This is a genomic window from Amycolatopsis sp. CB00013, from assembly GCF_001905755.1.
Lineage (GTDB): Bacteria > Actinomycetota > Actinomycetes > Mycobacteriales > Pseudonocardiaceae > Amycolatopsis > Amycolatopsis japonica.
The window spans coordinates 504,694-517,552 of record NZ_LIWC01000002.1 but is presented as its reverse complement, the minus strand read 5'-3'; the positions used below and the strand labels follow the sequence as shown (position 1 = coordinate 517,552).

The following is a 12,859-nucleotide window of genomic DNA, read 5'->3' as shown; positions in this document are numbered from 1 at the left end:
GCGACCGGACGGTGAACTCGAGACGGCGAGCAAGGGACCTTTGCTACCACTTTCGTGGTTCGCGCAGGTCAGCGACGGTGAGCGAGGCGTCAGCCGCCGGCGAACGGGGGCAGGACGTCCAGTTCGGCCGCGTCGGTCAGCGGCCGCGTGAGATCCCGCACCGCGACGCCGTCCAGTAGATAGGAGACCGCGTCGAGCAGCTTCGGCAGCTTCTCCGGGTGGAGTTCGCGAAGGCGGGCGACGGCGTCGGCGACGCGGGCGCCGTCCGGGAGTGTCACCTTCTCCTCGTCGAGGCCGACGGCCGCGCGGGCCGACGCGAAGTACCGCACCACGATGGTCACCATGTCAGCCGCCGATCGCGCTCATCGGCCGGATCGGCTGCGCGAACCCGGCCTCGTTGATCTCGTGTCCGGCGAGCTTGCCCCACATGGTCGCCCGCCAGGCGTCCGCCACCTCTTCTTCGCGCGCGCCCGCGCGCACGAGGGCGCGCAGGTCCGTCTCGTCGTTGCTGAACAGGCACGAGCGCACCGCGCCGTCCGCGGTCAGCCGGGTCCGCTCGCAGGCGCCGCAGAACGGACGCGTCACCGACGCGATCACGCCGACGTCGCCAGGGCCGCCGTCGACCAGCCAGCGTTCGGCGGGCGCCCCGCCCCGCGCGGCGGGGAACGGCGACAGCGAGAACTCCTCGCCGAGCATGCCGAGGATCTCCTCGGCGGTGATCATGTCGCCGCGGTTCCAGCCGTGCTGCGCGTCCAGCGGCATCTGCTCGATGAACCGCAGGTGGTACCCCTCGGCGAGGCAGAACTTCAGCAGCGGCACGGCCTGGTCTTCGTTCAGCCCGCGCATCAGCACCGCGTTGACCTTCACCGGGTCCAGCCCGGCTTCGCGTGCGGCGGCCATCCCGGCGAGCACGTGCGAAAGCCGGTCGCGACGCGTGATCGTCTCGAACAGCGCGCGGTCGACGGTGTCCAGCGAGACGTTGATGCGGTCCAGCCCGGCGTCGGCGAGCGATTTCGCGCGCTTCGCGAGCCCGATCCCGTTGGTGGTCATGGAAAGCCGCGGTCGCGGTTCGAGCGCCGCGACCCGTTCGACGATCTTCTCCAGCCCTTGGCGCAGCAGCGGTTCGCCGCCGGTGAGCCGGATGTCGGTGATCCCGAGCCGTTCGACGGCGATCCGCAGCAGGAGCACGAGTTCGTCGTCGGTCAGCACGTCCGCGCTCGGCATCCATTCGAGCCCTTCGGCGGGCATGCAGTAGGTGCAGCGCAGATTGCACTTGTCGGTGAGCGACACCCGCAGGTCGGTCGCCACGCGGCCGAAGGTGTCGATCAGAGCGGGGTTGTCCGGCCTGGGCACGCTGGGGCGACCACGTGTACCGGGGACACGGGGAAACCCGAGATCGACTGCTGTCATTGACACCAGACTAACCCCGAAGCGGGCGAAAACCGACTGTCTAGAATTCGGCAGGTACCGAATCGGGAGGGTTTCCGGATGGCGAAATATCCGCTCTCGGCGGACGAATTGGCCCGGTTCGCCCATCTCGGCAGGGAAAGCAGCACGCTGACCGTTCTCCGGCACGCGCGTATCGCCGAGCGGATGGGCCTGTCCGCCACCGACCACAAGGTGCTCGAACTCGCCGGGCAGGCGCCGGGACCGTTGACAGCGGGCAGGATCGCGGAGCTGACCGGGCTGTCGACGGGCGCTGTGACCGGCGTCATGGACAGGCTCGAGAAGGCGGGTCTCGCCCGCCGCGTCCGCGACACCGCCGACCGCCGGAAGGTCCTGATAGAGGTCGTTCCCGGTGCCATGGAGCAGTACGCGCCGCTCTTCGAATCCGCGTACACGAACATGAAGTCGGTGCTCGAACAGTTCTCACCCGACGAACGGAAAGTGCTGGAGCGATTCCAGAGCGCGGTGCTCGATGGCCTCCGCGACGAACTCCCCGGCACTTCTTCGCGACCATAGCTTTTCCGTATCTGCGGAAGTAATCTGCCAGGCATGCCGCAATTCCGGTTGTCTGAGGCCGCTCGTCTGCTCGGCGTCAGCGACGACACCGTCCGCCGCTGGGTCCGCGCCGGCCAGCTCACCGCGTTCGACGACTCGGCGGGCCGCAAGGTCGTCGACGGCGCCGAACTCGCCGCGTTCGCCAAGGCGCAGGCCGAACAGCCCGAGGATCCCTCGAACGTCGGCCGCTCCGCGCGCAACCGCTTCGTCGGTCTCGTCACCGAGGTCGTCACGGACAAGGTGATGGCACAGGTCGAGCTGCAGTGCGGTCCGCATCGCGTGGTCTCCCTGATGAGCGCCGAAGCCGTCCGCGAACTCGGGCTGCGGCCGGGGGTGCTCGCGGTCGCCGTCGTCAAGGCGACCACCGTCGTGATCGAAACCCCGGAAGGAAGCCGATGAGGAGACTCGCCCCCGCCCTGATCGCGCTGGCACTGGCCGCGACCGCCTGCGGTTCGGATCAGCCGGTGACCGCGACGGTCGAGTCGAGGACGCTGACCGTGTTCGCGGCGGCGTCGCTGACCGAGTCGTTCGGGACGCTGGGCAAGCGGTTCGAAGAGCAGAACTCCGGGGTGACCGTGAAGTTCAGCTTCGAGGGCTCCTCGGCGCTGGTGCAGAAACTGACCCAGGGCGCCAAGGCGGACGTGTTCGCCTCCGCCGATCAGGCCAATATGGACAAGGCGGCCAAGGGCGAGGTGCTCGACGGACAGCCGTCGGTGTTCGCCACCAACCGGCTCGCCATCGCGGTCGGGAAGGGCAACCCCAAGGGCATCAAGGGCCTGGCCGACCTCGCGAAGGACGGGCTGACCGTGGTCGTCTGCGCTCCGCAGGTGCCGTGCGGGTCGGCGGCGAAGAAGGTCCAGCAGTCGTCCGGGGTGACGCTCAAGCCCGCCAGTGAGGAGCAGGACGTCAAGTCGGTGCTCGCGAAGGTGCAGTCGGGCGACGCCGACGCCGGGCTCGTTTACGTCACCGATGCGACGTCAGCGGCCGGGAAGGTGGACAAAGTGGACTTCCCCGAGGCCGCGGGCGCGATCAACAACTACCCCATCGCGGTGGTGAAGGACGCTCCGCAAGCCGACCTCGCCAGGCAGTTCAGGTCCTTCGTGCTCAGCGAGGAAGGCAAGAAGGAATTGGCGAAGGTCGGTTTTGGCACGCCGTGACCCCGCGTTTCGTCCTCTGGATGCGGTAGATGCACGCGCAACGACCGCATTCAGAGGACTAAATGCGGGGGTGCCGTGGGTGTTGTGGCCGCCGGCGATCTGCGCGCTGGCGCTGGTGGTGCTGCCGGTCGTCGGCCTGCTGGTGCGTTCGGACCTGACGCGCTTCCCGAGCCTCATCACCTCGACGTCCTCGCTGAACGCGCTCAAACTCTCGCTGCTCACCGCCGGACTGTCCACTGTGGCCTGTGTGCTGCTCGGTGTCCCGCTCGCCGTGGTGCTCGCGCGTTCGGGGGCGCGCGGTGTCCGCGTGCTGCGCGCGGTGGTGCTGCTTCCGCTGGTCCTGCCGCCGGTGGTCGGTGGCCTGGCGCTGCTGTACCTGCTGGGCCGCAAGGGTTTCCTCGGCGTCCTGGTGACCACGCTGACCGGCGAGCAGGTGCCGTTCACCACGGCCGCCGTGGTCATCGCGCAGACGTTCGTGGCGATGCCGTTCCTGGTCGTCAGTCTCGAAGGCGCCCTTCGCGGCGCCGGTGACCGGTACGAACGGGTCGCCTCGACGCTCGGCGCCAAGCCGTGGACGGTGTTCCGCCGGGTCACGCTGCCGCTGCTGCTGCCCGCGCTCGGATCGGGCATCGTGCTCAGCTTCGCGCGGGCGCTGGGCGAGTTCGGCGCGACGATCACCTTCGCCGGAAGCCTCGAAGGGGTGACCAGGACCCTGCCGCTGGAGGTCTACACCCAGGCCGAGGTCGACGTCGACAGCGCCGTGGCGCTCGCCTTGCTGCTCATCCTGGTCGCCGTCGCGGTGATCGCGCTCGCCCGGCCGCGCGCGCTCGAAGGAGTCCGGTCGTGACCCTTTCGGCCGAGATCGCGCTCCGGCGCGGCGGGTTCACCCTGGACGTCGGCTTCGAAGTCCCCGACGGCGGTGTGCTCGCGCTGCTCGGCCCCAACGGGTCGGGCAAGTCCAGTGTGCTCGGCTGCCTCGCCGGTCTGCTCCGGCCGGACCGGGCACGGATCACGCTCGGCGGGCGCGGCCTGGCGGGCCTGCCGCCGCACGCGCGCGGGATCGGCCTGCTCTCCCAGGACGCCCTGCTCTTCCCGCATCTGTCCGCTTTGGACAACGTCGCCTTCGCGCCGCGCTCGACCGGAGCCGGGCGCGCCGAGGCGAAGCGGCGCGCGCGGGAGTGGCTGACCGAAGTGGACGCGCTCGAACTGGCCGATCGACGGCCCGCCCAGCTCTCCGGCGGGCAGGCGCAGCGGGTCGCGATCGCGCGGGCCCTGGCCGCCGAACCGGGACTTCTGCTGCTCGACGAGCCTTTCGCGGCTCTGGACGTCGACGCGGCGCCCGCCATCCGAGGACTGCTCCGCCGGGTGTTGCGGTCCGGACCGCCGACCGTCCTGGTCACGCACGACCCGCTCGACGCGTTGGCGCTGGCCGATCACGTCGCCGTCCTCGACGGCGGCCGGATCGTCGAACGCGGCGAGACCCGCAAGGTCCTTTCCGCACCGCGCACGGCGTTCACCGCGCGGATCGCCGGGCTGAACCTGGTTCCCGGCGTCGCCGTCGAAGGCGGTTTACGCACGTCAGGCGGGCAGTTGGCCGGAATCCCGGCCGAGGACGTCGTCGAGGGCGAAGCAGCTGTCGCCGTCTTCGCGCCCAGTGCCGTCGCCGTGTACTTGCGTGACGGCGAGCACCGGGGCAGCCCGCGCAACACCGTCGAGGGAATCGTCGACGCGCTCGAACCACACGGACCGGTGATCCGTGTCCGGGCCCGCGGTGACGGCTGGGTGGCAGGTCTCGCCGCCGACCTCACCCCGGCAGCGGTCGCCGAACTGGCGCTCGAACCCGGCACACCGGTCAATCTTTCGGTCAAGGCGGCGTCCGTGGCTGTTCACGCCGTCTCGGATCATTAGGGTGAGAGGTATGAACGAGCGCCGTTGGACCTACCTCAGCGACATGGATGGCGTGCTGGTGCAGGAGGAGCATCTCGTGCCCGGCGCGGACGAGTTCCTCAAGGAGCTGCGCGCCAACGACATCGGCTTCCTGGTGCTGACCAACAACTCGATCTACACCCCGCGCGACCTGCGGGCGAGGCTCGAGCGGACCGGTCTCGACATCCCCGAGGAGGCCATCTGGACCTCCGCGCTGGCGACCGCGAAGTTCCTCGCGTCGCAGCGGCCGAACGGCTCGGCGTTCGTGATCGGCGAGGCCGGGCTGACCACGGCGCTGCACGAGGTCGGCTATGTGCTGACCGAACGAGACCCGGACTACGTCGTCCTCGGCGAGACGCGGACGTACAGCTTCAGCGCGATAACCCGCGCGATCAGGCTGATCGAAGGTGGGGCGAAGTTCATCGCCACCAACCCGGACGCCACCGGCCCGAGCATGGAGGGCTCGATGCCCGCCACCGGTTCGGTCGCCGCGCTGATCGAGAAGGCGACCGGCCGCTCGCCGTATTACGTCGGCAAGCCGAACCCGCTGATGATGCGTTCCGCGCTGCGGCGGCTCGGCGCGCATTCGGAGTCGACGCTGATGATCGGCGACCGGATGGACACCGACGTCCACTCGGGAATCGAGGCCGGATTGCAGACGATCCTGGTGCTCACCGGCATCTCCACGCGGGAGAGCGCGGAGCACTACCCGTACCGGCCGACCAAGATCATCGACTCGATCGCCGATCTGGTCGGGCGCACCGGCGACCCCTTCGGCGAAGGCTGAGCGACACGACGGCGGGCGGAGGGCTTATCGTCAGACGATGCACGACGATCAGCCCACGCCCCCGACCTATGTGGTCGGTGACGTGCACGGACACCGGGACGAGCTGGCCGAGGCGCTCCGGGAGAAGGGGCTGCTCGACTCCGACGACGACTGGGCCGGCGGCGAAGCGACCCTGTGGTTCCTCGGCGACTTCGTCGACCGAGGGCCCGACGGCGTCGGCGTCATCGACCTGGTGATGCGGCTCGAACGCCAGGCCGCCACGGCGGGCGGGCACTGCGGGACGCTGCTGGGCAACCACGAGATCCTGCTGCTCGGGATGTACCACTTCGGCGACACGGAGGTGCCGTCCGACTTCGGGCCGCGCAGCTTCGCCCGCAGCTGGGAGATCAACGGCGGGCTGCTCGAAGACCAGGACAGGCTCACTCCGCAGCATATCGAATGGCTGACCTCGCGCCCGATGCTGACGCTGGCCGCGGATCACCTGCTGATGCATTCGGACACCCTCGAGTACCTCGGCTGGGGCGAGGACATCGACGGGATCAACGCGCGTGGCCGCGAGATCCTCGAAGGCAGCGACATCGAAGCCTGGTGGGACGTGTGGCGGCGGATGACCACGCGGTACGCCTTCCGCGGCCCGGAGGGCGCCGACGTCGCGCAACAGCTCATGGACCGGCTCGGCGGCGAGCGGATCGTGCACGGGCACAGCGTCATCGCGGACCAGCTGGGGATCCACCCCGCGCAGATCGAGGGACCGTATCTCTACGCGGGCGGGAAGGCGCTGGGGATCGACGGCGGGCTGTTCGTCGGCGGTCCTTGCCTGATCATCCCGCTGCCGTGGGAGCCCGAGGACTGAGCCAGGCGGGTCCGGTTGGGTACCGAAGTACATGAAGGCCCCCTTCCTTGCGCCAGGCGCAAGGAAGGGGGCCTTCATGTACTTGCAGGGACGAGCGAAGGGCGGCGGTAGCGTGGTCGGGGCACGTCTCCCGGCGGCTGCCAGGCCCCGCCACCTCCGACGTTGCGAAAGCCACTTTCGCAACCTTCAACGTTGCGAAAGTGGCTTTCGCAACCCCCGGTCAAGCCTCAGGGGAGTTCCACGATCTCCTTGCCCAGCGGCATCAGCGACACCGGGATCATCTTGAAGTTCGCCACCCCCAGCGGGATCCCGATGATCGTGATGCACAGCGCCACCCCGGTCAGCACATGTCCGATGGCGAGCCAAAGGCCGGCGAAGATGAACCAGATGACGTTGCCGATGGTCGACGCGGCCCCGGAGTCGCGCCGGTCCACCACGGTGCGGCCGAACGGCCAGAGCGCGTACGCCGCGATCCGGAACGACGCCAGCCCGAACGGGATGGTGACGATCAGGATGCAGCAGATGATGCCGGCGACGATGTAGCCGAGCGCCATCCACAGGCCGCACAGCACGAGCCAGATGACGTTGAGGATCAGGCGCATCAGACGTGCAACTCCCCGCTGGCCACGGTGACCGCCTGCCCCGAAAGCAGGACGCGGTCGCCTTCGAGTTTCACCCGGACGATGCCGCCGCGGGCCGAGGCCTGCTCGCCGACGAGCTTGTCGCGGCCGAGCCGGGCGGCCCAGTACGGCGCGAGGACGCAGTGCGCGGAGCCGGTGACCGGGTCTTCGTCGATGCCGACGCCCGGCGCGAAGAACCGGGTGACGAAGTCGATCCCGTCCACGTCACCCGATGCGGTGACCATGAGCCGTCCGTTCCAGTGCACGCGCAGCGCGGCGAGGTCCGGCGCGAGCGAGCGCACTACCGAAGCGTCGTCCACCACCGCGAACAGGTTGTGCTTGCTGCGCCCGACGTACTCGAACTCCAGGCCCGGCAGGATCGACGACAGATCGTCGTCCGACTCGCGGGGCGGATCCGACGGGAAGTCCATCGACACCCAGCCGTCTTCGGCGCGGCAGCGCAACTCGCCGCTTCTCGTCGTGAAGGTCTGCTCGCCGCCGAGGACGTGCGTGGTCGCCAGAGTCGCATGCCCGCACAGGTCGACTTCGGTCTCCGGTGTGAACCAGCGAAGCGACTTCGGCCCGTCGCCACCGACCTCGACGAAGGCCGTCTCGGCGTGCTTCAGCTCGGCGGCGACGGACTGCATCCAGCCCGCGTCGCCCGGAGCGTCCAGCAGCACCACGCCGGCGGAGTTACCGGCGAAGGCTTCGGAGGTGAAGGCGTCGACGATGTAGAGGCGCATGTCCTCGACGATATCGGCCGCCGCCGGAGCGGGCCTCCGGGTTTCCCCTGAGGTGGTCTCCACTTGCAGGTGGCCGCCGTCACGCCACGTTCCTAGACTCGACGCGTCGATGCCGCCGAACGCAGGAGTCTCCATGCCCGACGCCCCCGCAGTACCGAGCTACGCATCGGGAATCTCGGACACCCCGCTGCTGGGGGACACCATCGGCGACAACTTCGATCGCACCGTCGCCGCCTTCGGCGACCGGGACGCGCTCGTCGACCGCGCGGCCGGGAAACGCTGGACGTACACCGAACTCGCGGCCGAAGTGGACGCGCTCGCGCTGGGCCTGCTCGACCTCGGGATCGCCAAGGGCGACCGCGTCGGCATCTGGTCGCCGAACCGCTGGGAGTGGACCTGCGTCCAGTACGCGACCGCGAAGATCGGCGCGATCCTGGTCAACATCAACCCGGCGTACCGCTCGCACGAACTCGAATACGTGCTGAACCAGGCCGGGATCAAGCTCATCGTGGCCGCGAACTCGTTCAAGACCTCGGATTACGCGGGCATGATCGCCGAAGCGGGCCCGAAGTGTCCGGCGCTGGAGCACGTCGTGCTGCTCGACAGCCCCGCGTGGCCGTCGATGCTGGAGATCGGCCGCAAGGCCGATCGCGCGCCGCTGGTGAAGCGGCAGGCCGAACTCTCCGCGGACAACCCGATCAACATCCAGTACACCTCCGGCACCACCGGATTCCCCAAGGGCGCCACGCTCAGCCACCACAACATCCTCAACAACGGCTACTTCGTCGGTGAACTCTGCAACTACACCGAAGCCGACAAGATCTGCATCCCCGTGCCCTTCTACCACTGCTTCGGCATGGTGATGGGCAATCTCGCGGCGACGAGTCACGGCGCCTGCATGGTCATCCCGGCGCCCGCGTTCGAGCCGAAGGCCACGCTCGAAGCCGTCGCGGCCGAGAAATGCACGTCCCTGTACGGGGTTCCGACGATGTTCATCGCCGAACTGGCCGACCCGGACTTCGCTTCTCACGACCTGTCCTCGCTGCGGACCGGGATCATGGCGGGCTCGCCGTGCCCGGTCGAGGTGATGAAGCAGGTCATCGATCGGATGGGCATGGCGGAGGTGTCGATCTGCTATGGCATGACCGAGACGTCGCCGGTTTCGACGCAGACCCGCGCGGACGATTCGGTGGAGCGCCGGGTGTCGACGGTCGGCCGGGTCGGGCCGCATCTGGAGGTCAAGGTCGTCGATCCGGAGACCGGGCTGACCGTGCCGCGTGGCGAACCGGGCGAACTCTGCACTCGCGGCTACTCGGTGATGCTGGGCTACTGGGAACAGGCCGACAAGACGGCCGAGGCGATCGACGCGGCGCGGTGGATGCACACCGGCGACCTCGCGATCATGGACGCCGACGGGTACGTCAACATCACCGGCCGCATCAAGGACATGGTCATCCGCGGCGGCGAAAACCTGTACCCGCGCGAGATCGAGGAGTTCCTCTACACGCATCCCGACATCCTCGACGCTCAGGTGATCGGCGTCCCGGACGAGAAGTACGGCGAGGAACTCATGGCCTGGGTCCGCATGCGCGAGGGCGCGGAGCCGCTGACGGCCGAAGCGGTGCGGGAGTTCTGCGAGGGCAAGCTGGCGCGCTACAAGATCCCGCGCTACGTCCATGTCGTCGAGGAGTTCCCGATGACGGTGACCGGCAAGGTGCGCAAGGTCGAGATGCGGGCGGAGTCGATCAGCATCCTCGGGCTGGAGAAGGCGGCGTCGACCAAGCACGCCTGACACTTCGAGGCAACCTGTCACACCGTTGTCGCGTGTTCCCTTCGTGGCGGACCCGAACCGCCGCGAAGGGGAGAAAGTCATGACACTCAAGCGAAGCAGAAGAGTTCTCGCTCTGGCAGGCTCGCTCGCGGTGCTGCCGCTGATGCTGCCAGGCGTGGCGGTCGCCGCCACCGCGCCGATCGATCTGGGCACGCTGCCGGGGGATCAGTACAGCGAGGTCAACGCGGTCAACGACGACGGCGTCATGGTCGGTTCGTCGACACCGCTGGAAACCCAGATCAAGTACCACGCGGCGAAATGGGACGTGCTGGGCCGGATTTCCGCGTTGCCCGGCCTCGGCGGCGAGCAGAGCAAGGCGACGGACGTCAACCGCGGTGGGGTCGCGGTCGGCTGGGCCCACAAGGACGCGAACTGGAACCAGGCCGCGGTCAAATGGGCACCCGACGGCACGGTGACCGCGTTGCCTTACTTGCCCGGCGGGGATTACGCGACCGCGAACGCGATCACCGACGGCGGCGTGATCGTCGGCGCCGGGCGTGCGGCGGACGGGACGATGCACGCCGTCCGGTGGAACCCGGACGGCAAGGTGGTGGACCTCGGCGGCTTGCCGGGCGGCGCCTACGCGAACGCGGAATGGGTCACCCCGGACGGCAGGACCGTCGCCGGAACGGCGTCCGACGCCGCGGGGAACAACCACGTCGTGCGCTGGAATCTCGCCGGTGTGATCACCGATCTTTCCCCGGGCAATCCGCGCGCCACCCCGCAGGACATGAACGATTTCGGGGTGATCGTGGGAAGCGCCGACGACGCGAGCGGCAACCCGAAACCGGTGCGGTGGGAGCGTGACGGGCGGATGACCTGGCTCGACTGGCCGGAACGGGATCCGGGCTGGGCGAACGCGGTGAACAACGCCGGTGCCGCGGCCGGTGGCGGCTATCTGGTGTTCGGCACGGAAAGCCCGGTCAAGTGGAACCGCGCGGGAACCCGTACGACACTTTCGACCGCGCGTGGGCTGGCTTACGACATCGACCGGCTCGGCACGGTCGTGGGCCTGGAGAACAACATCGCGACGAAGTGGACGGCGAACGGCACTCGGACGGTCCTCGGCGCGCTGCCGGGCGGCTCCTACAGCGTCGCCACCCACATCGCGGCGAACGGAACGGTCGTCGGCTTGTCCGACAACGAAAACGGCCGCACGCACGCCGTGTACTGGCCCGCCGGGTAGGGGCTGAAGGACGCTTTCACCGCATGTGATGCAGTGAAAGCGTCCTTCGCCGCGTGCGATGCGGGGAAAGCGTCCTTCAGCACTCCTCAGGCCGCGGAGTTGGCCGCAGCCGCGGCGATCGCCTTCGCGTCTTCTTCGCCGAAGGTCTCTTCGAGGTTCTCCGGCGAGTAGTCGAGATCGATCTGCTCCACCGGCATCCCGCGCGCGGACTCGATCGCGCCGAGACGCCGCTGCGCCCGGTCCGCCGCGTACTGGATGATCTCCTCGGGATCGTTGTCGAACGGGATCTCCTCGAACTGGTCCTGCACCCACTGGATCATGCCCAGCGCGTGGGGGAGCAGTTCGCCCATCCGTTGCTGCACCGCGTCCCAGAGCGAATCGTCGGCGGCCACGTGACGGCGGCAGGTGAAGGTGCCCCACGCCATGTGGCGGCGTTCGTCGTCGCCGATGCGGCGGACCAGTTCCTGCATACCCGGCAGGATGTCGTGCTGGGTGCAGATCAGCTGCCACGAGTAGTACCCGGTCAGCGCGAGACTGCCCTCGATGACGTGGTTGTAGGTGACGCTCGCGCGGATCTGGTTGAGCGGACTGGGATCGTCTTCCAGCGCGCGCAAGGACTGCGGCAGCTCTTCGTAGAAAAGCTTGCGGTAGTGGGGATTCTCCGCGACGTACGGATGCAGGTCCTCGGTCAGCCCGACGGAGTCCATCCAGCGGCGGAACACCTCGGTGTGCTTGGCCTCCTCGAAACAGAACTGCGTCAGGTACATCTCGTCGCCGAAGCGGCCGGTCGCGGACATCGCCCGCATGAACGGCTGGATGTCTTCGGTGACCGCCTCTTCGCCCGCGATGAACTGTGCCACCAGATAGGTCGTCGACCGCTGCTGTTCCGGGTTGAGGCTTTCCCAGCCTTCGCGTTCACGGGAGAAGTCGATGTCGGCAGGGTTCCAGAACTTCTTGTTCCCCTTGACGAACAGCCGCAGCGGGAACGAGTCCCAGTTCAGCCCGCCTTTGCGCAGTGAGGAAAAACCGGTCCGCAGTTCGGAGAGCGTGTCGGTCATGAGGTCCCCTTCGAATCGGTGGTCAGCGCCCGTATCGCGGGTGCCAGCACGGCGACGACCGCCGCCGCCGCCTCGTCGGCCGAATGCGTCGGCATGACGAGATGGGACAGGGAAAGCCGCACGACGGTCTCCGCCAGCAGCGTGGCGGATTCCGGGGAGAGCGACGGCTCGAACTCGCGGTATTGCCCGGCCGCGACCTCGGTGGCCGCGGTCAGGATCGGTTCGCCCTTGGTGGTGAGCAGGGGAAGAAGGTCCTCGCCCGCTTCGGTGCCCAGCGTGGTGGCGACGAGCCGGTTCTCGCGGGCGTGCTCGATCGTGTACACGACCGCCTCGCGGATCCCGTCGCGCAGGTCCAGTGCGTCTTGGACGCGCACGCGGATGCCTTCCAGGAACTCCGAAGTCGTCCGGAGGACCACGGCCTCGGCGAGCGTGCCCTTGTTCCCGAACTCGTTGTAGACGGTCTGCCTGCTCACGCCGGCGCGGGCGGCGACGTCCGCCATCCGCAGGGCCGTGTAGCCGTGTTCGGTGAGCAGCTCGGTGGCCGCGTCGAGCAGTGCCTCCCGCAGGGAGGCCTTGGTCCGATCGGAGAAGCTCGTGATCTCGCCCACACTTCCAGCTTGACACAGATCACGCGTATGTCAAAGAAGTTGACGGGTGTCCATCCGGTGTAAATCGGTCGGTGGCGGCGGCTACCGTG

Annotated in this window: 15 protein-coding genes; 9 read left to right on the top strand and 6 right to left on the bottom strand. The window is 68.6% G+C overall.

Annotation, left to right across the window (positions count from 1 at the left end; all coding sequences use genetic code 11):
• Positions 1-89 precede the first annotated feature (89 nt).
• Positions 90-344, bottom strand: a complete 255-nt coding sequence (locus AMK34_RS12445; protein ID WP_037335646.1) for a MoaD/ThiS family protein — start codon at positions 342-344, stop codon at positions 90-92.
• 1 nt (position 345) lies between these two features.
• The gene (moaA, locus tag AMK34_RS12440) at positions 346-1,410 is read right to left on the bottom strand and encodes a GTP 3',8-cyclase MoaA (protein WP_051972317.1); all 1,065 of its coding nucleotides are present in this window, start codon (positions 1,408-1,410) and stop codon (positions 346-348) included.
• Positions 1,411-1,488: 78 nt separating this feature from the next.
• Between moaA and AMK34_RS12435 the strand changes: the two genes are divergently transcribed.
• The 7 genes from AMK34_RS12435 to AMK34_RS12405 all read left to right on the top strand — a co-directional run bounded on the left by AMK34_RS12435 (position 1,489) and on the right by AMK34_RS12405 (position 6,724).
• Positions 1,489-1,962, top strand: coding sequence for a MarR family transcriptional regulator (locus AMK34_RS12435; RefSeq protein ID WP_073845327.1), 474 nt, complete (start codon positions 1,489-1,491; stop codon positions 1,960-1,962).
• Positions 1,963-1,995: 33 nt separating this feature from the next.
• Positions 1,996-2,400, top strand: a complete 405-nt coding sequence (locus AMK34_RS12430) for a TOBE domain-containing protein (RefSeq protein ID WP_005156143.1) — start codon at positions 1,996-1,998, stop codon at positions 2,398-2,400.
• A complete protein-coding gene (gene modA, locus AMK34_RS12425; protein ID WP_073845325.1) occupies positions 2,397-3,158 on the top strand; it encodes a molybdate ABC transporter substrate-binding protein in 762 nt (253 codons plus the stop codon). The genes AMK34_RS12430 and modA overlap by 4 nt, the downstream gene beginning before the upstream one ends.
• 70 nt (positions 3,159-3,228) lie before the next feature.
• Positions 3,229-4,005 (top strand): ABC transporter permease, encoded by a 777-nt coding sequence (locus AMK34_RS12420; RefSeq protein WP_073845324.1) that lies wholly within the window; start codon positions 3,229-3,231, stop codon positions 4,003-4,005.
• Positions 4,002-5,066 (top strand): sulfate/molybdate ABC transporter ATP-binding protein, encoded by a 1,065-nt coding sequence (locus tag AMK34_RS12415; protein ID WP_073845322.1) that lies wholly within the window; start codon positions 4,002-4,004, stop codon positions 5,064-5,066. Before AMK34_RS12420 ends, AMK34_RS12415 begins: the two co-directional genes overlap by 4 nt.
• Before the next feature lie 10 nt (positions 5,067-5,076).
• Positions 5,077-5,871: an HAD-IIA family hydrolase gene (locus AMK34_RS12410; RefSeq protein WP_034308369.1), complete on the top strand. Its 795-nt coding sequence runs from the start codon at positions 5,077-5,079 to the stop codon at positions 5,869-5,871.
• A gap of 37 nt (positions 5,872-5,908) precedes the next feature.
• A complete protein-coding gene (locus AMK34_RS12405) occupies positions 5,909-6,724 on the top strand; it encodes a metallophosphoesterase (protein ID WP_038507873.1) in 816 nt (271 codons plus the stop codon).
• 227 nt (positions 6,725-6,951) lie between these two features.
• On the opposite strand, the gene AMK34_RS12400 is transcribed toward AMK34_RS12405, so the two are convergent.
• Together AMK34_RS12400 and AMK34_RS12395 are read right to left on the bottom strand one after the other, a co-directional pair.
• A complete protein-coding gene (locus tag AMK34_RS12400) occupies positions 6,952-7,326 on the bottom strand; it encodes a YccF domain-containing protein (protein ID WP_016337560.1) in 375 nt (124 codons plus the stop codon).
• On the bottom strand, positions 7,326-8,087 hold the full coding sequence (locus AMK34_RS12395; protein ID WP_073846265.1) for a PhzF family phenazine biosynthesis protein: 762 nt from the start codon (positions 8,085-8,087) through the stop codon (positions 7,326-7,328). Before AMK34_RS12395 ends, AMK34_RS12400 begins: the two co-directional genes overlap by 1 nt.
• A gap of 133 nt (positions 8,088-8,220) precedes the next feature.
• Here AMK34_RS12395 and AMK34_RS12390 point away from each other — a divergent pair, with 133 nt between their 5' ends.
• The gene (locus AMK34_RS12390; RefSeq protein ID WP_073845320.1) at positions 8,221-9,879 is read left to right on the top strand and encodes an AMP-binding protein; all 1,659 of its coding nucleotides are present in this window, start codon (positions 8,221-8,223) and stop codon (positions 9,877-9,879) included.
• 79 nt (positions 9,880-9,958) lie between these two features.
• The gene (locus AMK34_RS12385) at positions 9,959-11,104 is read left to right on the top strand and encodes a hypothetical protein (protein ID WP_073846264.1); all 1,146 of its coding nucleotides are present in this window, start codon (positions 9,959-9,961) and stop codon (positions 11,102-11,104) included.
• Positions 11,105-11,190: 86 nt separating this feature from the next.
• On the opposite strand, the gene AMK34_RS12380 is transcribed toward AMK34_RS12385, so the two are convergent.
• Together AMK34_RS12380 and AMK34_RS12375 are read right to left on the bottom strand one after the other, a co-directional pair.
• Positions 11,191-12,162, bottom strand: coding sequence for a R2-like ligand-binding oxidase (locus tag AMK34_RS12380; protein WP_016337555.1), 972 nt, complete (start codon positions 12,160-12,162; stop codon positions 11,191-11,193).
• Positions 12,159-12,770 carry a TetR/AcrR family transcriptional regulator gene (locus tag AMK34_RS12375; RefSeq protein ID WP_174491991.1) on the bottom strand — a complete coding sequence of 204 codons (612 nt, stop codon included), beginning with the start codon at positions 12,768-12,770 and terminating at the stop codon, positions 12,159-12,161. Before AMK34_RS12375 ends, AMK34_RS12380 begins: the two co-directional genes overlap by 4 nt.
• Positions 12,771-12,859 lie beyond the last annotated feature (89 nt).